Annotated in this window: 24 protein-coding genes and 1 tRNA gene; 10 read left to right on the top strand and 15 right to left on the bottom strand. The window is 73.5% G+C overall.

Features of this window, described 5'->3' with window-relative positions; all coding sequences use genetic code 11:
- Positions 1-401: 401 nt before the first annotated feature.
- Entirely contained in the window at positions 402-1,997 is a 1,596-nt protein-coding gene (locus H7A69_RS12110) for a long-chain-fatty-acid--CoA ligase (RefSeq protein ID WP_182047241.1), read from the top strand.
- Positions 1,998-2,006: 9 nt separating this feature from the next.
- Here the strand turns inward: H7A69_RS12110 and H7A69_RS12105 are convergent, their stop codons facing one another.
- Complete coding sequence (locus tag H7A69_RS12105) at positions 2,007-2,336, bottom strand: hypothetical protein (protein WP_182047240.1); 330 nt, start codon at positions 2,334-2,336, stop codon at positions 2,007-2,009.
- A 94-nt stretch (positions 2,337-2,430) separates the two neighbouring features.
- On the opposite strand from H7A69_RS12105, the gene H7A69_RS12100 reads away from it, so the two are divergent.
- Positions 2,431-2,503 (top strand) — tRNA-Val (locus tag H7A69_RS12100).
- Positions 2,504-2,664: 161 nt separating this feature from the next.
- Here H7A69_RS12100 and H7A69_RS12095 read toward each other — a convergent pair.
- Together H7A69_RS12095 and H7A69_RS12090 are read right to left on the bottom strand one after the other, a co-directional pair.
- Entirely contained in the window at positions 2,665-3,321 is a 657-nt protein-coding gene (locus H7A69_RS12095) for a BLUF domain-containing protein (protein WP_182047239.1), read from the bottom strand.
- A 170-nt stretch (positions 3,322-3,491) separates the two neighbouring features.
- On the bottom strand, positions 3,492-4,232 hold the full coding sequence (locus tag H7A69_RS12090) for an SDR family oxidoreductase (RefSeq protein ID WP_182047238.1): 741 nt from the start codon (positions 4,230-4,232) through the stop codon (positions 3,492-3,494).
- A 379-nt stretch (positions 4,233-4,611) separates the two neighbouring features.
- Between H7A69_RS12090 and H7A69_RS12085 the strand changes: the two genes are divergently transcribed.
- On the top strand, positions 4,612-5,157 hold the full coding sequence (locus H7A69_RS12085) for a cysteine hydrolase family protein (RefSeq protein WP_182047237.1): 546 nt from the start codon (positions 4,612-4,614) through the stop codon (positions 5,155-5,157).
- Positions 5,158-5,176: 19 nt separating this feature from the next.
- Here H7A69_RS12085 and H7A69_RS12080 read toward each other — a convergent pair whose 3' ends face one another.
- The 4 genes from H7A69_RS12080 to H7A69_RS12065 form a co-directional block, all read right to left on the bottom strand.
- On the bottom strand, positions 5,177-5,989 hold the full coding sequence (locus tag H7A69_RS12080) for a phosphatase PAP2 family protein (RefSeq protein ID WP_182047236.1): 813 nt from the start codon (positions 5,987-5,989) through the stop codon (positions 5,177-5,179).
- 147 nt (positions 5,990-6,136) lie between these two features.
- Entirely contained in the window at positions 6,137-6,490 is a 354-nt protein-coding gene (locus H7A69_RS12075) for a hypothetical protein (RefSeq protein ID WP_182047235.1), read from the bottom strand.
- Positions 6,491-6,549: 59 nt separating this feature from the next.
- The gene (locus H7A69_RS12070) at positions 6,550-7,128 is read right to left on the bottom strand and encodes an Asp23/Gls24 family envelope stress response protein (protein ID WP_182047234.1); all 579 of its coding nucleotides are present in this window, start codon (positions 7,126-7,128) and stop codon (positions 6,550-6,552) included.
- On the bottom strand, positions 7,125-7,682 hold the full coding sequence (locus H7A69_RS12065; RefSeq protein WP_182047233.1) for an RNA polymerase sigma factor: 558 nt from the start codon (positions 7,680-7,682) through the stop codon (positions 7,125-7,127). The genes H7A69_RS12070 and H7A69_RS12065 overlap by 4 nt, the downstream gene beginning before the upstream one ends.
- Before the next feature lie 264 nt (positions 7,683-7,946).
- On the opposite strand from H7A69_RS12065, the gene H7A69_RS17515 reads away from it, so the two are divergent.
- On the top strand, positions 7,947-8,075 hold the full coding sequence (locus tag H7A69_RS17515; RefSeq protein WP_259346207.1) for a hypothetical protein: 129 nt from the start codon (positions 7,947-7,949) through the stop codon (positions 8,073-8,075).
- A 10-nt stretch (positions 8,076-8,085) separates the two neighbouring features.
- On the opposite strand, the gene H7A69_RS12060 is transcribed toward H7A69_RS17515, so the two are convergent.
- Complete coding sequence (locus tag H7A69_RS12060) at positions 8,086-8,241, bottom strand: hypothetical protein (protein ID WP_182047232.1); 156 nt, start codon at positions 8,239-8,241, stop codon at positions 8,086-8,088.
- 229 nt (positions 8,242-8,470) lie between these two features.
- Between H7A69_RS12060 and H7A69_RS12055 the strand changes: the two genes are divergently transcribed.
- Positions 8,471-8,887: a VOC family protein gene (locus H7A69_RS12055; protein ID WP_182047231.1), complete on the top strand. Its 417-nt coding sequence runs from the start codon at positions 8,471-8,473 to the stop codon at positions 8,885-8,887.
- A gap of 89 nt (positions 8,888-8,976) precedes the next feature.
- Here H7A69_RS12055 and H7A69_RS12050 read toward each other — a convergent pair whose 3' ends face one another.
- From H7A69_RS12050 to H7A69_RS12040, 3 genes are all read right to left on the bottom strand, one after another.
- Positions 8,977-9,117 (bottom strand): hypothetical protein, encoded by a 141-nt coding sequence (locus H7A69_RS12050; RefSeq protein ID WP_182047230.1) that lies wholly within the window; start codon positions 9,115-9,117, stop codon positions 8,977-8,979.
- 61 nt (positions 9,118-9,178) lie between these two features.
- The gene (locus tag H7A69_RS12045) at positions 9,179-10,087 is read right to left on the bottom strand and encodes an SDR family oxidoreductase (protein WP_182047229.1); all 909 of its coding nucleotides are present in this window, start codon (positions 10,085-10,087) and stop codon (positions 9,179-9,181) included.
- A complete protein-coding gene (locus tag H7A69_RS12040) occupies positions 10,084-11,307 on the bottom strand; it encodes a zinc-dependent alcohol dehydrogenase (RefSeq protein ID WP_182047228.1) in 1,224 nt (407 codons plus the stop codon). The genes H7A69_RS12045 and H7A69_RS12040 overlap by 4 nt, the downstream gene beginning before the upstream one ends.
- A 150-nt stretch (positions 11,308-11,457) precedes the next feature.
- Between H7A69_RS12040 and H7A69_RS12035 the strand changes: the two genes are divergently transcribed.
- Positions 11,458-11,799, top strand: coding sequence for a DUF3140 domain-containing protein (locus H7A69_RS12035; RefSeq protein ID WP_182047227.1), 342 nt, complete (start codon positions 11,458-11,460; stop codon positions 11,797-11,799).
- A 68-nt stretch (positions 11,800-11,867) separates the two neighbouring features.
- Complete coding sequence (locus H7A69_RS12030; protein ID WP_182047226.1) at positions 11,868-12,077, top strand: hypothetical protein; 210 nt, start codon at positions 11,868-11,870, stop codon at positions 12,075-12,077.
- Between the two features lie 51 nt (positions 12,078-12,128).
- On the opposite strand, the gene H7A69_RS12025 is transcribed toward H7A69_RS12030, so the two are convergent.
- From H7A69_RS12025 to H7A69_RS12015, 3 genes are all read right to left on the bottom strand, one after another.
- Positions 12,129-13,016: a family 16 glycosylhydrolase gene (locus H7A69_RS12025; protein WP_182047225.1), complete on the bottom strand. Its 888-nt coding sequence runs from the start codon at positions 13,014-13,016 to the stop codon at positions 12,129-12,131.
- Between the two features lie 104 nt (positions 13,017-13,120).
- The gene (locus tag H7A69_RS12020) at positions 13,121-14,431 is read right to left on the bottom strand and encodes a PP2C family protein-serine/threonine phosphatase (RefSeq protein WP_182047224.1); all 1,311 of its coding nucleotides are present in this window, start codon (positions 14,429-14,431) and stop codon (positions 13,121-13,123) included.
- 137 nt (positions 14,432-14,568) lie between these two features.
- Entirely contained in the window at positions 14,569-14,832 is a 264-nt protein-coding gene (locus H7A69_RS12015; RefSeq protein WP_069711065.1) for a hypothetical protein, read from the bottom strand.
- Positions 14,833-14,985: 153 nt separating this feature from the next.
- Here H7A69_RS12015 and H7A69_RS12010 point away from each other — a divergent pair, with 153 nt between their 5' ends.
- Positions 14,986-15,948, top strand: coding sequence for an SDR family NAD(P)-dependent oxidoreductase (locus tag H7A69_RS12010; RefSeq protein ID WP_182047223.1), 963 nt, complete (start codon positions 14,986-14,988; stop codon positions 15,946-15,948).
- 77 nt (positions 15,949-16,025) lie between these two features.
- Here H7A69_RS12010 and H7A69_RS12005 read toward each other — a convergent pair whose 3' ends face one another.
- Positions 16,026-16,550: a heme-degrading domain-containing protein gene (locus H7A69_RS12005; protein WP_182047222.1), complete on the bottom strand. Its 525-nt coding sequence runs from the start codon at positions 16,548-16,550 to the stop codon at positions 16,026-16,028.
- Between the two features lie 282 nt (positions 16,551-16,832).
- Between H7A69_RS12005 and H7A69_RS12000 the strand changes: the two genes are divergently transcribed.
- The gene (locus tag H7A69_RS12000) at positions 16,833-18,317 is read left to right on the top strand and encodes a reverse transcriptase family protein (RefSeq protein WP_182047221.1); all 1,485 of its coding nucleotides are present in this window, start codon (positions 16,833-16,835) and stop codon (positions 18,315-18,317) included.
- 27 nt (positions 18,318-18,344) lie between these two features.
- Positions 18,345-18,496: DUF4287 domain-containing protein (locus tag H7A69_RS11995; RefSeq protein WP_182047220.1), on the top strand; the 152-nt coding region annotated here is incomplete at its 3' end.

The following is an 18,496-nucleotide window of genomic DNA, read 5'->3' as shown; positions in this document are numbered from 1 at the left end:
GACCGCGCGTCGGGGTACAGACGATCGCTCGAACGCGGCCGCAGGGGTGCGCGGGCGGCGGACGGGAGGCGCGTGGCGGGCCCCGCCCCGTGCCTCCCGTCCGCCGCGCGGTCCGTGAGCGACGTGCGCTGACCCGAGACGACGAACGGGGCGGCGGCCGATCCGTGACCCGAACACAGACCGACCGCCGGCGCCGTGGCACCTGACCCGTACCGCGACACCCCGATTGAACACGATGCCGCCGACATCGCGCCCCTTCAGCCGCAGGACGCACCGGATCGGGTGTGGTCCGGCGGGCCGCCACCCCCGTCGCAGGGGCGCTCCGGCGCGTCCCGGACCGCTCGCCGTCGCGGGTCGTAGGCTCACTGAGGAGTACTCGTCACGGGAGACGGAAGGCCGGCATGACCAGCACCACCACCAGCAGCCACCCCGCCACCGGAGCCGACGACGGCACACGGACGACGCAGGCCACGGCCTCGGTCGCCGCGATCCTCGCCGAGTCCGCCGCGCGGTTCCCCGACGACGTCGCCGTCGTGGTCGGCGACCGTCGGACGACCTACGCCGAGCTGTGGCGCGAGACCCTCGCGTACGCCGGGGCGCTGCGTGCCCGTGGCATCGGCGAGGGCGACCGCGTCGCGATGCTCGTGCCGAACGTGACCGACTTCGCCCGGGTCTACTACGCCGTGCTCGCGCTCGGAGCCGTCGTCGTGCCGGTGCACGCGCTGCTCAAGCGTCGTGAGATCGAGTTCGTGCTGCAGGACAGCGGCGCGGCGCTCATGGTGTGCGCCGCCCCGCTTCTCGGCGAGGGCGGTGCCGGTGCCGAGCTCGCGGGCGTCGACCTCCTCAGCGTGCTCGCGCCGGCCGACACCGCCGACGGTCCGGACCGCCTGGAGGCCCTCGCCGCGATGAGCGAGCCGCTGACCACCTACGTCCCGCGGCACCCCTTCGACACCGCGACGATCCTCTACACGAGCGGCACGACGGGACAGCCGAAGGGTGCCGAGGGCTCGCACTTCGCGCTGCTCGAGCAGGTGAACACGAGCCTCCTCACCACCTTCGACATGCGCCGGGGCGACGTCCTGCTCGGAGCGCTGCCGCTCTTCCACACGTTCGGCCAGACCTGCACGATGAACACCGGCTTCCGCGCCGGGGCCACGATCGTCATGCTGCCGAAGTTCGACGGCGACGCCGCCCTGGCGGCGATGGTCGAGCACGACACGGCGATCTTCATGGGCGTGCCGACCATGTACATCGCGCTCCTCGACGCCGCGACCCGCACCGAGGCCCGTCCGCGGCTGCGCTACGCCATCTCCGGCGGCGCGTCGCTGCCCCTCGCCGTCCTCGAACGCTTCCAGGACGTCTTCGACGCCCCGGTGCACGAGGGGTACGGCCTCACCGAGACCTCACCGGTCGCGTCGTTCAACCACGTGGGCACCGCGCCCCGACCCGGCACCATCGGCACCCCGATCTGGGGCGTCGACATCGAGATCGGCGACCCGGAGGACGCCGACCACGTGGTGCTGCTGCCGCGCGGGGAGATCGGCGAGCTCGTCATCCGGGGGCACAACCTGATGAACGGCTACCTCAACCGGCCGGACGCCACCGCCGCCGCGATCGTGGACGGCTGGTTCCGGACCGGGGACCTCGGGACGAAGGACGACGACGGCTACCTGACGATCGTCGACCGCACGAAGGACATGATCATCCGCAACGGCTACAACGTGTACCCGCGGCAGGTCGAGGAGATCCTCGCCACGCACCCGGACGTCACCATGGCGGCCGTGTTCGGTGTCCCGCACGAGGTGCACGGCCAGGAGGTCGCCGCAGCGGTCGTGCTCCGTCCCGACGCCACCGTGACCCCGGAGGAGCTCGTCCGCTTCGTCGCGGACGAGATCGCGGTGTACAAGTACCCGCGCATCGTGCACGTCGTGGATGCGCTGCCGCTGGGGCCGAGCGGGAAGGTGCTCAAGCGGGAGCTCGTCGAGCGGTTCGGCTGAGGGGTCGGGTCAGCGTCCGGCGCCGTCGGGTGACCTGTGCGCGCGGGCGCTGCCGCGGGCGCCGTCGCGCTGGCGGTCGCTGCTGCGGTCGCGTTGGCGGTCGCGGTGCGTCGCGGCTGCGGCGAGGAACGCGAGTCCCGGGACACCGGTGGACAGGGCGGCCAGGACGAGCCACATCGGTCCGAAGTCGACGCCGCCCTCGGCGCCCGCGGTCGCTCGCAGCCAGATCGCGGACGCGGCCCAGGACAGGACCGCGAGCGCGAGCAGGACCGTGCCGGCGACCCGCAGACCGCGAAGGTCATCGGGCGTGCGACGTGGGGCGAGCGGGGGAGTCGGCACGGTGCCAGCATGGCGGATCGTCGGCGGGACCGCCCCGGTGAGGTGTCGAAGGCCGGGGGCCGCGGGTCGGGAGACCCTCTAGGATCGACAGCAGGGGCCTTTAGCTCAGCTGGTAGAGCGCCACGTTTACACCGTGGATGTCGTCGGTTCGATCCCGGCAGGGCCCACTGGACGGAAGCGCTTCCTCGGCGTCCGCAGGTCGTCCCGCGAGTGCGACCCGGTCATCTCGATGGTCACGATGTCCGGGCCGTCGACGTGAGCGAGCTGCGTGGTGATCCGTCGGAGGAAGGGACGAACTGCTCATCCTCGTCCGTGTGTGACCCGACGATCAACCACGGCCTCCACGAGCATCCCAGCCGTCTCGACTGGCGATCGGCTCCCGCGGCATCGTCGATTCGATCGCCCACAACGCGTTCCGAGCGGTGTTGCACGGGTACCGGCCTCCGTCCGACACGTCGTGGCACTCGGCGCAGCGCAACCGCGCGGTGCCGGCCCTGGTGAGGACGAGGTCGGGGCGATGCCCCTGGAGGATGATCGCCAGGCTCACCACCAGTTGTTCACCGCTGACCAGTGCGCGACGCAGGGCGGCTTCGCGTCGGCGGGCATGAGCGACGTCCTCCGAGGGCAGCCCGGAGCCCTGCGCATCGCCCGGCCCTGCTGCCCAGTCCTGCTGCAGCGGACCCGCCGGCCCGGTGAGGTCGTCGAAGGCCATGGACCAGTCCGGGAACCTCCGCAGAGGCGTGATGCTGTCCCACACGGTGATGACGTCGTGGTGCCGCGGGTCGGACGCGATGCGGTCGTAGAGACGCCGCACGAGGTGCTGCTCGCCTTCGAGCATCTGCACCACCCGCCGCCCCTGCACGATGAGCAAGCCAGTGATCCCGCTCTGTTCGTTCCGTGTCCGGCTCCTCTGCAGCAACGCCTCGAGTGCACCGCCGTCCAGCTCGTCGTGCAGTGTGCTGACGTACATCGTCGTGTGGATCATCGGTCGTGGCTCCTGGCCCTCGCGCGGCGGCGGCGCAGATGCTCCGACCACGCTGACGGTACGCGGCGGCGCACCGGCTCCCGCCGGGCGTCGGGTACGAGTCATCCAGATCCCGCTACGTCCACTGTCCGGGTGGCTCTGCTGGTCCGTCGCGTGACCGCTGCCGACGGTCAGCGGCCGGGCAGAGTGCGCAGCGCCTGCGACCGCTGCTCGAGGAGCTCGTCCCAGGTGCCGTCGCGCTCTGCCCAGCGCAGTGCCTGCGCCCGCTCGACGACGACCTCGTCCGGTGACGGGTCCTCGGCGAGGATGCCCATCACCTCGTCGAGGTACGCCTCGAGCGGCAGCGCCGCCGGGTTGAGCTGCTCCTGCCCTGCGGTGGCCACGGCCGGGGGCACGAGCTCGGTGACACGGACGCCGGTCCCGGCCAGCTGGGCGCGGAGCGAGACGGAGTACGAGTGGACCGCCGCCTTCGACGCGCCGTAGGTGGCCATCAGGGGGAACGGCATGAACGCGATCCCCGAGGTGACGGTGATGAAGTCGCCGCGCCCCCTGCCGACGAGGTGCGGGGTGAAGGCGTCGAGGACGCGGATCGTCCCGAGGAGGTTCACCGCGATCGTCGCCTCCGCCGCGTCGATGTGGGCGGGGTCGCGGAGGTCCTCGAGCAGCATCACGCCCGACATCGTCACGACGAGGTCGAGGTCGGGGTGCGCCGCGAGGACCTCGTCGCGAGCCCGGTCGACCGAAGCGGGATCGGTCACGTCGACGACGACGGTCTCGAGGTCGAGGACGCGGGTGGTGTCGCGCCCGCCGACGACGACGGTCGAGCCGGCGTCGGCGAAGCGGCGTGCGAGCCCCAGGCCGATGCCCGAGGTCCCTCCGACGACGAGGACGGTGCGGGCGGTGGTGTCCATGGTGGTCTGCTCTCTCCGGGCGGTCGGGGTCAGCACTGATCGTGCCGGAGGGACGCTGTCTCCGGGAGCGCCCTGCTGATCCAGGGGGTGCCAGGACCCCTCTCATGGCATCGCCGGATACCCCGCTGCCCGCTGCTGGAGGCACGGCGGGCGCTCGCCACAGGACCGCGCCGGTCTACCCCAGTCGTCGGGTAGACCGGCGAGGCACCGGTCCGTCGTCCGGTAGGACGGTTCTGTGGTGCCGGTGTCGCACCCGACCGGCGCGACCGCTCCGGTCGTGCCGGGACAGCCGGCACCACACCCCTCGGGGCCGAGCGACCGAGCGACCGAGCGACCGAACGCCCGCGCGGACGATGCGGCCGGCTGCGAGGATGTCCCCGTGTCGGCAACCAGCGCGGTCCTCGTCATCGATCTGCAGGCCGGAGTCGTCCGGGGGTGCTTCGACGTGGACGGAGTCCTCCGACGGACCGCACACCTCGTCGACCGGGCTCGCTCGGGCGGCGTGCCGGTGGTCTGGGTGCAGGACCACGGCGGATTCCCCGAGGGCAGCGCGGACTGGGCCCTCGCCGCACCGCTGGAACGTCGGGCGGACGAGCCGCTCGTCCGGAAGGAGTACCGCGACGCCTTCGCGGCGACCGACCTCGCGGAGGTCCTGCAGGCCCTCGGCGTCCAGCGTCTCGTGGTGGCCGGAGCACAGAGCGACCACTGCATCCGGACCACCGCCCGGTCTGCGGCGGTCCGGGGGTACGACGTCACCCTCGTGTCGGACGCGCACACCACGACCGACACAGCGCACGACGGTGTCGTCATCTCCGGCGAGCAGGTCGTGGCACACACGAACACGTACTTCGCCGGCCTCCGCTACCCAGGGCACCGCTCCGCAGCCGAGCGGCACGACCAGGTGGCCCTGGAGGCCGTCCACTGATCGCTGGACCCGTCTCCGGTCAGTCCCCGACCGTGTCGTCGTCCTGCGCACTCAGGAAGAGCCGGTGGCTCGTGATCAGCAGCGACAACCACCCGCTGCCGGTGACCCAACCGACGGCGACGTCCGTGAACCAGTGCGCCCCGAGCAGGACCCGTGACAGCCCGACCGTCACGGCGGTCCCGGCGGCGGCCCCGGCCAGTGCGACCTGGGGCCCGGTGCGTTCCTGCCGAAGCGCCAGCAGGTAGGCGATGACACCGACGATCGTCGTGGTGTTCAGCGTGTGGCCGGACGGGAAGGACGGGGAGCGCTCGTAGGGCGGGACGGCGTCGCGGCGGCGGGGCCGGTTCCGCTTGATGCGGTCCTTGCCGAGCAGGGTCATCGCGAGCGAGCCCGCGCCCGCGGCGACGAGCAGCGTCACCGGGCTCGCGCGGCGCTCCCGGACGGCGAACGCCACCGCCGAAGCGACGGCCAGCACCGGCATCGAGACCGGACCGAACACGCGCGCGATGACGGCGGCGGTACCGTCGACGGCGGGGGAGCGGAGCCGCTTCGCCTGCTCGAGCACCGGACGGTCCAGGCTCGCGATGCCGTCGCGCCCGGTCACGCCGTCGTAGATCCACGCCGCACCCGCCGTCGCCGCCAGGGCGATGCCACCGCCGACCGCGAGCGTGACCACGAGCGCGCGGTGGGCTCCGACCCGCTGGGCGAGCCCGCGGTGTCGGGCGGCCAGCCGCTGCCCGGCACGGGACCGCCACTCGGTCAGGTCGCGCCGACCGAGACGACGGTCGTGGGGAACCGTGCGGTCGGGGGAGGGGGTACCGGAGTCCGTCACGACGCCATCCTGGCCCGGTGCCGTCGCTGACGGTCAGGAAGCCGACGACGACCGCGTCCCCACCCGCCGGACGGGAGGCACGGCGCGGGCCCACACCGCGCCTCCCGTCCGCCACCGGGTCACCGCACTCCCCGGTGCGACGACCGGTCAGGACGCCGGTCGCACCGGGTCCTCGACGAGCCGGACGGTGACGCTGACCAGGTCCGCCGACGGCCGGACCGCCGCGTCCAGCGCGTCGCGCAGACGCTCGCCCACCACGCGGAGCGTGTCGCAGGCCGGGCGCTCGCCGGAGACGGCGATGCCGGCTCTGACGTGCACGCGTCCGCCACCGCGGTCGACGTCGACCAGGACGTCCGGTTCCGGGAGCGTCAGCGCCGGTGCGACGGCCTCCGCGACCGCCCCGGCGGCGGCCGCGAGCGGGCGTGCCGAGTAGACGCCGGTGACGCCGGACACCGCCCGGACGGCCTCGGTCAGGGTGCGCGCGATCGCTTCGTCGTCCATCCGCACTCCTCAGGGTCGGTACTCGTGTCAGGGTCGGTCGGAGTCTCAGGGTCGCCGGGTCAGGGCAGGTACACGTCGTCGAAGCGGACGTCGACGGCCTCGACGACCAGTCCCGTGTGCCACTCCACGGTCTCGGCGACGGCGCGCCGGAGCCGCTCGGCGGTGGGCTCCGCCGGCTCGCCGTAGGCCAGGCCGGCGGTCACGTCGATCCGCACGGTGGCGCCGGGCTGCTCGAGGTCGCCCTCGAGGACGCAGCGGCCCATCACGACGCCGCCCATCGTGTCGCCGGCCCGGCGCACGAGCCCGCGGACGGCCGCCTCGGTCAGCGCGAGCCGCAGTCGGGGGTCCGGGTGCGCCACGGGCACGTCGCGGCCGGGGCGGACCTCCGCCCGGATGGCGTCGAGGAGTCGGTCGACCCAACCGGACTCCCGGTCGCGCTCGGAGTCGGCGCGCCGCTCGAGGGCGCCGACCGAGAGTTCGCGCAGTCGCTGCATGCCGGCCATGGCGAGTCGGCAGGCGGCGGAGCCCTCGATGGACGGGTCGACTGGCGTCCGGCCGCGGTCGAGGTAGTCCGCGAGCTCCTCCATGGTGTGTCCGTCGAGGTCGTCGTCGGGCACGGGGAGGTCGTCGTCCGTCATCGCCATCCCTCCATCTCCGCGGAGAGGAACCGTCGTGCCCGGGCGAGGAGCCCCCGCACGGTCGAGGTCGGGAGTTCGAGTTCCTCGGCGATCTGCTGGTAGCTGTGCCCGGCGGTCTCCCGCAGGAGCCAGCACCGTCGCTGGTCGACCGGCATCCGCTCCAGTGCCGCCCACATCGCGTCGAGCTGCATCCTGGTCTCGACGGTACGCTCCGGCGTCAGTCGCGGGTCGGCGGGACGCTCGACCGCGTCGAGGTCGTCGTGGTGTCGACGGCGCCGCAGCCGGTCGAGCGCTCGTCGGGTGACGATCTGCACCATCCACGGTCGGAAGCGCCCCGGGTCCTCGAGGTCCCCGAGCTTCCGCCAACCGGTCAGGAACGACTCCTGCACGACGTCGTCGGCCTCGTCGTTCGAGCCGAGCACCTGCTCCGCGTACACGCGCATGAGCGGACCGTGGCGCCGGGCGAGCACCTCGAACGCGGGGACGTCACCGTCGGACGCACGGGCGACGAGCGTCGCGTCCGAGGCGTCCTGCAGGGGTCCTCCGCCGCTCATCGCCGCCTTCCGTCCGTCGAGCGCCGGCCGACGGGCCGGTCCACTCCGAGCATGCACCGCGACGGCAGCGCGCGTCCGCGTCCGCGTCCGGGCGCGGTCGACGGGCCTGGTTCGTGACACATCGGCGTCGCGGGACGTCCCACTGGTGACATGCACGACGAGACCACCGCCACACCCCCGACCGCACCACCGCACGACGAGCCCGCCGGTCCGCCTCCGGACGCGCCGGTCGTCCCGCCCACCCGGTCGGGCCGGTCCCTGTGCATGAGCGTCTTCGACCGGTGGCGCTGTGGACTCGACGCCGGACACGTCGGCATGCACATCGCCGCCGAGGCCGGTGCGACGACGTCCTGGAACGACGCCGTGGCGGGTCGGATGCTCCGGGATCTCTGACGACCCACGCTCACGACGTGACGAAGAAGTCGCGGTAGCACGGGTCGGCGGGCAGGTCGGCGAGCAGCCGCGCGTGCACCATCGACGCGATCTCGTCAGGGTGCCGGAGGCCGCGACGGTGCCACTCCCGGGGCTCGGCGTGCAGGGCGGCGAGGTTCGGTCGCACGGGTCGTCTCCGTTCCTCGTCGGTGGTCCGTCCGGTCGGACGGCTCCGTCCAGACTGACCCGGTGTCCGCCGTGCCGTACCGCGGTCACGGGTACCGGCCGGTCCCGCCGGTGCACGTCCACTTCACGCGTCCGACCGGCGCAGGAGGTCCGACCACCACGGGGCACGGCCGTCTGCCATGATCGTGCCGACGCGGACGGCGGAGTCCGCCCGACCCGAAGGAGCACCCGTGTCCGTCTTCCTGAACCCCTACCTCGGCTTCCGTGACCAGGCGCGCGAGGCGCTCGACTTCTACCACGGCGTCCTCGGTGGCGAGCTGAAGTCGATGACCTTCGCCGAGGGCGGCATGGCGCAGGACCCCGCGGACGCCGACAAGGTGATGCACGGACAGATCCAGACCGAAGCCGGGCTGCTGCTCATGGCCTCGGACGCCCCGGCGAGCATGCCGACGCCGACCGAGAGCCGCATCTCGGTGTCGCTCAGCGGTGACGACGAGGAGCGCCTGACCGGCTACTGGAACGGGCTGGCCGAGGGCGCGACCGTCATCGAGCCGCTGACGAAGGCTCCGTGGGGCGACACCTTCGGGATGCTCACCGACCGCTTCGGCGTCACCTGGCTCGTCAACATCAGCGGCGCCGCGGGCTGACCGACCTCGGACGGACGGGAGGCGCGGTGTCAGCCGGCACCGCGCCTCCCGTCCGTCGTCACGCCCTCGGCGTGCCGTGGAGCATCAGATCACCGGTGTCCGTTGATCTGGCCCAGCCAGCGGCCGAAGGCCGGCTCCTGCTGGTCGTCGTGCAGCCCCTTGAGGGTGCTGGTCGGGACGCAGTGCCGCTCGGTGTCGACGCCGGTCCCCTCGTGGAGGTCGAGGCTCATGAGTGCTCCTTCGCATGTGGTGTGGACAGTTCGACACCGGACGGCCGTCCGGCATTCCCGATCACGGCGTGACCATGCCGCCGTTGACGTTGAGGGTCTCGCCGGCGACGAAGCTCGACTCCTGCGAGGCGAGGAACACGTACGCCGGGGCGAGCTCGGCGGGCTGGGCGGCACGGCCCATGGGGGACTCGCTGCTGCCGAACTCGGGGAGTGACTCCGGGTCGACGCCGCCGCTCGGCTGCAGGACGGTCCACGTCGGGCCCGGGGCGACGATGTTGACGCGGATCCCGCGCTCGACGAGCAGCTGCGACAGGCCCTTCGAGAAGTTGTTGATCGCGCCCTTCGACGCCGCGTAGTCGAGGCGGTCCGGAGCGGGCTGGTACGCCTCCATGGACGCCGTCGTGGTGACGGTCGAGCCCGGCTGCAGGTGCGGCAGCGCGGCCTTCACGAGGCGGAACAGGCCGAAGACGTTGACGTCGAAGGTCGCCTCGAACTGCTCGTCCGTGATGTCGAGCAGGTCCGGCTGCCAGCGCTGCTTGCCGGCGACGCTGACGAGGGCGTCGACCCCGCCGAGCTCGGCGACGGCGCGCTCGACGAGCTGCCCGGCGTACGCCTTGTCGCGGAGGTCCCCGGGGACGGCGACGGCCTTGCGACCCGCGGCCTCGATCTGCTCGACGACGTGGTCGGCGTCGGACTGCTCCTCGGGCAGGTAGGCCAGGACGACGTCGGCACCCTCGCGGGCGAAGGCGATCGCCACGGCGGCGCCGATGCCCGAGTCCGCTCCGGTGATCACGGCCTTGCGGCCCTCGAGCCGCCCGGTCCCGCGGTAGCTGGACTCGCCCAGGTCGGGCACCGGGGTCATCTGCGACTGCAGCCCCGGTTCCTCCTGCGTCTGCGGCTCGGGGGAGACGTCGGGGTAGCGGCTCCGGGGGTCGCCGAAGGCGTACTGGTCGACCGGCGAGGTGCTCATCGGGTCGCCTCCAGCTCCACCTTGACCCAGCCGGGCTCGCGGCGGTCGAAGGCCTCGTACGCCTCGATCGCCGAGCCGATCGGCTCGTGCTCGGTGATGAGCGCGGTCGGGTCGATCTGGCCCGACGCCACCAGGTCGATGAGCGGCGGCGTCACCGAGTGGTGGTCGCAGTTGCCCATCCGGATCGTCAGGTTCTTGTTCATCGCCTCGCCGATCGGGTACGACTGCGCGGTCGGACCGTAGACGCCGATGATGCCGATGCGGCCGTACTTCGCGACCGAGGCGACCGCCCACTGCGCGACCTGCGACGGGCCGTCGCCGGGCTTCCACTGCTGCTGCTCGCCGAAGCCGTCCGGGGACGCGTCGGGAGCGACCTGCTGCACCTCGGCGTCGAACTGCCGGGCCTGCTCCTCGGAGACCGCGGCCGGGCCTCGCTTCGGGCGCTCGGCGTCCACGCCGACGGCGTCGATCACGGCGTCCGCACCGATGCCGTTGGTGAGGTCCATGATCGCCTGCACCGGGTCCTCGCGGTTGTAGTCGACGACCTCGCAGTGCTGCGCGAGCGCGGCGGCGAGACGGGTCTCCTCACCGTCGACGACGATGACGCGCGCGGCGCCGAGCTTGTAGGCCGACGCGGCGGCGAACTGGCCGACGATGCCGGCACCGAACACGACGACGACGTCACCGCGGGTGACCCCGGCGAGCTCGGCGCCGAACCACCCGGTCGGGAAGATGTCGGAGAGCAGGATCGCCTGCTCGTCGCTGACGTTCTCGGGCAGCGGGTGCATCGTGTTGCGGGCGTAGGGCACGCGGACGAACTCGGCCTGCAGGCCGTTCACCGGACCGGTCGACTCGGGGCCGCCGAAGAAGCTCGTGCCCGCCTGGGGACCGTTCGGGTTCGCCACGTCGCACTGCGCGGTCTTGCCCATCCGGCAGTACCGGCAGGCGCCGCAGGAGATGGTCGAGTTGATGACGACGCGGTCGCCGGCGGAGAAGCCACGCACGGCGTCGCCGACCTGGGTGACGACGCCGACGGCCTCGTGCCCGAGGATCGTGCCCTCCTGCATCGGCGCCATGGTGCCGCGCACGAAGTGCAGGTCGGTGCCGCAGATCGCACTGCGGGTGATCCGGACGATCGCGTCCTCCGGGTGCTGGATGGTGGGTTCCGGGACCTCGTCGAGACGGATGTCCCCGATGCCGTGCCAGACCACTGCGCGCATGTCGCTCTCGCTTTCCTGTCGTGGAGTGTTCGGGGGACACACAACGCGCACGGCCCTGGACGCTCGCGGAGCGCCGTCCGGTCTGCGCACCGCACCGGGGGACAGCGGGTGCTGCGGACCCGCCCAGGCGCGGCGCGTTCGCTGACGCGCATGAGCGACGACCAGCACGACGAGGAGCAGACCCGCGACGACTTCGCCGACGCCGTCAACATGACCGCGTCCCAGCTGAAGGAGTGGCTCGACACCGACGAGTCGAAGGAGGTCGGGCAGAAGCCGGACGGCGGCGGCGAGTCCACCGGGCACGAGAGCGGGCGGCACATCGTCGCCATCCTCGAGAAGAAGCAGGGCGACTACACGGACGACGACTACGCGCACATGCGGAAGGTCGTCGGGTACGTGGCGCGGCACCTGAAGCAGGAGCCGAAGGGCGACTCCCACGACTCGAAGTGGCGCTGGTCGCTCATGAACTGGGGCCACGACCCCGAGAAGTGATCCCGGGGAGTGAGCCCGCGGGGTGAGTCCGAGGAGTGACCCCGGGCGGCCTGCGGCAGAATGGGTCCGTGGACGACTCCGGCATGCCCCGCTTCCGTCGCATCTGGTCGACGATCCAGGTGGGTGTGCTCGCGGCCGCCGTGCTGTTCTGCGTGGTGATGCTCGTCATCGGGCAGGGCGAACTCGACCGGGTCTACGCGGTCGGCGCGGTCTTCTTCGGTCTGGCCCTGGTCGGGCACGCGACCTACCTCTGGCTGCTGGCCCGCACCCGTCGCTGACCGCCGTCGGACGGGAGGCGCGTGGCGGTGTGGCCCCGCGCCTCCCGTCCGTCAGGACTGCTGCCAGACGCGCACCCAGTCGACGGTCATCTGCTGCGGGAACCGGGTGGTCGCGTCCGGCGACCCCGGCCAGGTGCCACCGACCGCGACGTTCAGCACCACGAAGAACGGCTTGTCGAACACCCACGGCGCCGACCCGACGTCGGCGCGGGTGACCGTCCGACGGGCGACGCCGTCGACCGTCCACGTGACGGAGCCGGGGCGCCAGTCGACTCCGTAGACGTGGAAGTCGTCCGCGAAGGCAGCACCGTTCGGCTGCGTGTACGACGCCGTCAGCCCCTGCGCCCCGGAGTACCCGGGGCCGTGCACCGTCCCGTGGACCACGGCTGGCTCGTACCCGACGTTCTCCATGACGTCGATCTCGCCGCACGCGGGCCAACCGACCTGGCCGATGTCGGCACCGAGCATCCAGAACGCCGGCCACAGGCCCTGGCCCCGCGGGATCCGGATGCGCGCCTCGATGCGGCCGTACTGCGCGGTGAACGTGCCCTCGGTCTTCAGACGGGCGGAGGTGTACGAGCCGTCGGCCTCGCGGCGGGCGGTGACGACGAGGTTGCCGGCGCCGTCGAGGGCGCTGTTGCGACGGGAGTCGGTGTAGGTCTGCAGCTCGGCGTTGCCCCAGCCCCCGGCGCCGGTGTCGAAGCGCCAGATCCCCGGGTTCGGAGCGCTGCCCGCGGCGCCGTCGAACTCGTCGGCGGCGAGCAGCGTGCCACCGCTCGTGGCGGCCTCGGCGGGTGCGCCGGCGCCGAGGACGGTACCGGCGGCGGCGGTCGCAGCGGCGGCGCCGGTCAGGCCGAGCGTCAGGAAGCGGCGTCGGCCGAGGTCGTCGCGGTGGACCGAGGGTGCGTCGTCGTGCGCGGGCGTGGGGTCGTTCGTCATCAGGTCGTCCCGGGTCGGCGGACCCGCCAACGGACGGGGCACTGGATCATCACCCGCCGGGCGCGCCACCGCCAGTCCGCAGTTCGGGGGGCACGCGGCCGCGGTCAGGGCCGGTAGGCGACGCAGAGCACCGTGACGTCGTCCGGGTGCTCGCCGGCGTGGGCCAGGTCGGCGATGCCGGCGACGACCTGCTGGGGATCGGGATGCTCGGCGACCCACGCCTCGAAGCGGTCGAGCGAGTCGAGGTCGCCGCCGAACAGGTCGAGCACGCCGTCGCTGACGGCGACGATGACGTCACCCGGCACGAGCAACGTGTCCTCCGCCGTCCAGCTCGTGCCGACACCGATCGGCAGGTGTCCGGACCGGAGCGGTCGGACGCTGCCGTCGGCACCCCGGAGGAGGGTGAGCCCGTGCCCGGCGTCCACCCAGCGGGCGTGGCCGTCGCGGTCGACGCGGACGTGGAAGCACGTGGTGAACTGGCCGCTGGTGAGGTCGGCGGCGCCCGTGGCGAGGCCGGTCGCGGCACGGCGGACCGCGACGGCGGGGTCGGTCTCGTCGACGGTGCTCCGGATGAGCGAGCGCACGGCCGCGGCGATCATGCCGGCGCCCACGCCCTTGCCCATGACGTCCCCGAGGGTGAACGCGGCACCGCCGGGGGTCGCGAACCAGTCGTAGAAGTCGCCGCCGACGGTCCGCGCCGGGATGCAGACGCCCACCGCGCGGACCTCGTCCGGCAGGCCGGCGGTCGTCGTCGGCAGGAGCGACTGCTGCACCAGGGCGGCCCGGTCGATCTCGCCCTCGGCCACGCGGCGACGGCGCTGCACCGCGGCGAGCTGCAGGCTCGCCTGGCGCGCGAGCTCGTTCGTCACGGCGGCGGTCGCGCCGAAGACGATCACCACGGTGAACAGGCGGACGAACTCGCTGCCCTGCGCCTCCGTCGGTGCGATGAGGTACGGCAGCAGGAGTGCCCCGGCGGTCCCGAGCACCGGCCAGAGGACGTTCCACCGGCCGGGGTTCGCGGCGACCCAGATGAGCGGGAGCACCACGATGGTGGTGAAGACCGACCGGCTGTCGCCGGTGCCGTACCGGAGCAGGCCGATGGCGAAGAAGTCGAGCGCGGGGACGAGGAGCTCCAGGCGCATGGTGCCGGGCCACCGCGCCGGCACCGCTGCGGCCGCGAGGGCGGCGACGGCGATCGCGACACCGGTCCACATCCAGGGTGCCGAGGTCACGAGGAGCCAGGGCGACAGGCTGCTCGCGACGGCCGCCCCGACGACGAGCGCGGTGATGAGCGTCTGCTTCGCCAGCGGGGCCCAGGACGTCCGGATGCCCGCGAGGACGATCGGACCCGTGTCGTCGCGGACGGTGGTCGTCCACGTGCGCGTCGACGACGGGCGGTCCGCGGTGCTCGTCACGGAATCGAGTCAACCTCGGTGCGGCCCGCGGGAGCAACCCCACTCCGAGGGCCGGGCGCGCCGCCGCGCTCGCTGTCCAGGACGGATCGTCGCAGCACGACGTCGTCCACGGCCCGGCAGCGCGTCAGGCGCCCCCGTCAGAGCCCGAGGCGGAGGGCGAGCGGGACGAGCAGCCCGGCGACCCAGACGAGCACCATCACGAGGGCCCCGACCGCGAGCCACCGGCGGCGCCGACGGAGCTTCGGGCTGCGGTCCTCGCCCCACATCTGCGCGCGGACGAGGGTGCGGTTCGCCTGCTCGACCACCCTCCGGACCTCGGGGTCCTCGAGCGGCAGCGAGCCGGAGCGGGCGTGCTCGGCGATCGCCGTGGCTTCCTCGACGGTGAGCTCGTCCTTCGGCATGGGCCCATCGTCGCACCTGCACGACGTCGTCCGGAAGAGCCTGCGGTCAGCGGCCGACAGCGCGGCCGACACCGGAGCCGACACCGCGGGCGGGAGCCCGGGCACCCGCCGTCCTGGGGGAGACCGCAGCCGCCACCGGGTAGCAACGAGGACATGTCAAAGCGCTTCCGCGGGAAGATCGTCGTCGTCACCGGAGCATCGAGCGGCATCGGGAGGGCCGCCGCCCACGAGTTCGCCCGGCAGGGCGCCACCCTCGTGCTCGCCGCACGCGGGCACGAGTCCCTCGAGGCCGCCGCCGCCGAGTGCCGGAAGCTCGGCGCCGAGGCGATCGCGATCCCCACCGACGTCGCCGACGAGCACGCCGTCAAGGACCTCGTCGCCACCACGACCACCCGGTTCGGCCGCATCGACGTCTTCGTCGGCAACGCCGCACTGTTCATCTACGGGCTCTTCGAGCAGACCCCGACGAAGGCGTTCAAGCGCGTCGTCGACACGAACCTCTACGGACACCTCCACGCGATCACCGCGCTCCTGCCGCACTGGAAGCAGCGCGGGAAGGGCACGTACGTGCTCGTCGGGTCGATCCAGTCGCTGCTCTCGGCGCCGTACCAGTCGGCGTACGTCACGAGCAAGCACGCCGCCCTCGGCCTGGTCGACGTCCTCGGCGACGAGTTCGCCGGCACCGACATCGAGTTCACCGCCCTGCTGCCCTCGACGATCGACACGCCGATCTACCAGAACGGCGCCAACTACACCGGCAAGAACTCGCACCCGCTGCCGCCGACGGTCTCCGTCGAGCGCGCCGGCAAGGCCGTCGTGCAGGCCGCCCTGCACCCGAAGCGCTACCGCTTCGTGGGGCGCATCCAGGCGTCCCTCGTGCCGCTGCAGTACGTGTTCCCGGGGCTGTTCCACAAGATCACGAAGCCCATGGTCGAGACCTTCGCCCTGCGCGGCAGGGGCGCCCCCACGGACGGGAACCTCTACGCCCCGGCCGACGCCGGCAACGCCACCGACGGTGGCTGGGTCGCGAAGCGTCGCCGGGTCACCCGGCCCCTGGTCTGGGCGGGCATCGCCGCGGTCGTCGGCACGGCCATGCTGGGCCGCCCGCGTCGCTGACCCACCCACCGGACGGACCGGAGGCGCGGTGCAGACCCGCACCGCGCCTCCCGTCCGTCTGCGGTCGGGCCGCGCCGTCAGTAGCCGGTGGTCGCGCGCCGACCGCCCTGCGCCAGGTGCGCGCGCAGGGCCTCGACCACGAGCGCGTGGTCGTCGTGCATCTCGAGGCCGCTGACCCCGACCGCGCCGATGAGGTTCCCGCGCACCACCAGCGGGAAGCCGCCGCCGGCCGCCTGGTAGCGCCGCGGGTCGAGGGCCGCCGCCTCGTCGAACGTCGACCCGCCCGCCTCGTACTGCGTCCGCACCGTGAGCGTCGCGTGCGCGAAGTGCCGCACCACCCGGAACTTCCGGTCGAGCCAGGCATCGTTCACCGCGCCCGACCCGGGCGTCGCCGCGTGGAAGACCCGCTGCTCCCCGAAGGACACCGCGACGGCCACGCCGAGGCCGCGGTCGAGGGCGGTCGCGCGGAGCCAGGACCCCACCGCCCAGGCCTCGTCGAGGTCGAACGCGTCGAGGTCGAGCTCGCGTTCCTCCGCGAGCAGGACGGCGAGCTTCTCCTCGGTCCGCAGGTCGCGGTACCGGGCGCCGGTGGGATCGGACATGGTGCTCCTCACGGGGGACGTCGGTGTCGTCCGTCACGCTACCGGGCCGCGGCACCCGGTCGGGTGCTGTGTCGCCGGGCCCGGTGCCGCGTCACCGAGCCGCATCCGTCACGGTCGGCGACGGGTGACGACGGGTCGCGCCCGCTCGGCGGACCACGCGCGGCGTGTCCTGCCCGCTCGGCCGGCCGCCCGTGGGTGTGGTCCACGACCGCCGGACGGGAGGCGCGTGCCGGCCCCGCCCCGAGCCTCCCGTCCGTCGGTCCGTCGCCGTAGGGTGAGCGCGTGGAGTTCCCGGGGGAGGCGGCCGGCGCGCGTGACGCGTCGACCTCTCCGGGGGCACCCCGGGGCACGCAGGACCAGCAGGACGACACGCCCCGAGCGGGACGGCGCGCTCCGCGCGCGACGCCGCACGGAGGCACCGACGGGTCCCCCGGGAACCCCACGCCCCTCGCCGAGGTCGCCACGGCGCTCGCCGACGCGTTCCTCACCGCCGAGCGGTGGGCGCCCGACGAACTGACCGCCGCCGGATGGGCGGTGCTCGGGGTCGAGCGCGCCGTCGTCGGGCTCGCGGTCGACGCGGCCCTCCGCACGTACCCGCGGCCGCCGGAGGACGCACCGCGGCAGCTCGCCGCCGTGCTCGCCGACGATGCCCGGCTCGCCGAACTGCACCGCGCTCGCGCCGCGCGTCGTCCGGTGCGGGTGCTCGCCCGTCGTGCCACCGCCGTCCGGGCCCGTCCGGACACCGCCAGCCCCCTGCTCGTCGACACCCTGCCGGAGCTGGCCCGGGCGCTCGGGGTCACGCTCGGCCGGCTGCTCTGGCTCGCCGACACGCGGGCCTGGAACCGGCACGCGGGGCCGTCGAGCCCGCTCCACCACTTCCGGTACGGGTGGGTGGTGCGTCCCGGTCGGGTCCCGCGGCTGCTCGAGAAGCCGATGGACCTGCTCCGGCGGACCCAGCGGACCGTCCTCGACGAGCTGCTGGTCGCCCTGCCGGTGCACGACGCCGCACACGGGTTCGTGCCCGGCCGGAGCGTGGTGACCGGCGCCGCGGTGCACACCGGGCAGCAGGTCGTCGTCACCGCGGACCTCACCTCCTTCTTCGCGAGCGTCACCGCGCCGACCGTGTACGGCGTCTTCCGGGCAGCGGGCTTCGCGGAACCGCTCGCGCACGTCCTCACCGGGCTCTGCACGCACCGGGTCCCGCCGCACGTGCTGACCGGCATGCCCCCGGGCGGCAGTCCCGAGGACCGCGCGGCACTCCGTCGGTCGCTGGCGGTCGCCCACCTGCCCCAGGGCGCGCCCACCTCGCCGGCGCTCGCCAACACCGCGCTCCGGCACCTCGACGCCCGGCTCGCCGGGTGGGCGGCGGCGAGCGACGCGGTCTACACGCGGTACGCCGACGACCTGATCTTCAGCGGCGGCGACCGGCTCGCGGCGCGGCCCGAGGCCTTCCTCCGTGGCGTCGGCCGCATCGTCGACGACCAGGGGTACCGCCTCGCCCCGCACAAGTCGCGGGTCCGGCGTCGGGGGAGCCGGCAGTCCGTCACGGGCGTGGTCGTCAACGACCGACCGTCCCCGGGCCGGCGTGAGGTCGACCGGCTGCACGCGCTGCTGCACAACGCCGCCGTGCACGGGCCTGCGTCGCAGGACCGGACGGGCCACCCGGACTTCCGCGCGCACCTGCTCGGGCGGATCGGGTGGGTCGAGCAGGTCCACCCGGGGCGAGCGCGACGCCTGCGCGAGGAGTTCGACCGCATCCGCTGGTGACGCGCGCGGACGACTACCGTGACCCGCATGACGACGCACCGCGTTCCCGCTCCGGCACTCCCGGCGGACGGGGCGAAGCCGAAGGGGCCCGCCTCGTACTTCCCGAGCATCGAGAAGACGTACGGCCGCCCCGTGCAGGAGTGGCTCGACCTGGTGGCCGACCGGCTCGACGACCACCG

The sequence above is a fragment of the Curtobacterium sp. ME26 genome, assembly GCF_903970945.1.
GTDB lineage: Bacteria > Actinomycetota > Actinomycetes > Actinomycetales > Microbacteriaceae > Curtobacterium > Curtobacterium citri.
Note: the sequence above shows the minus strand (reverse complement) of the source record. Positions and strands in the feature narration are given on the sequence as shown.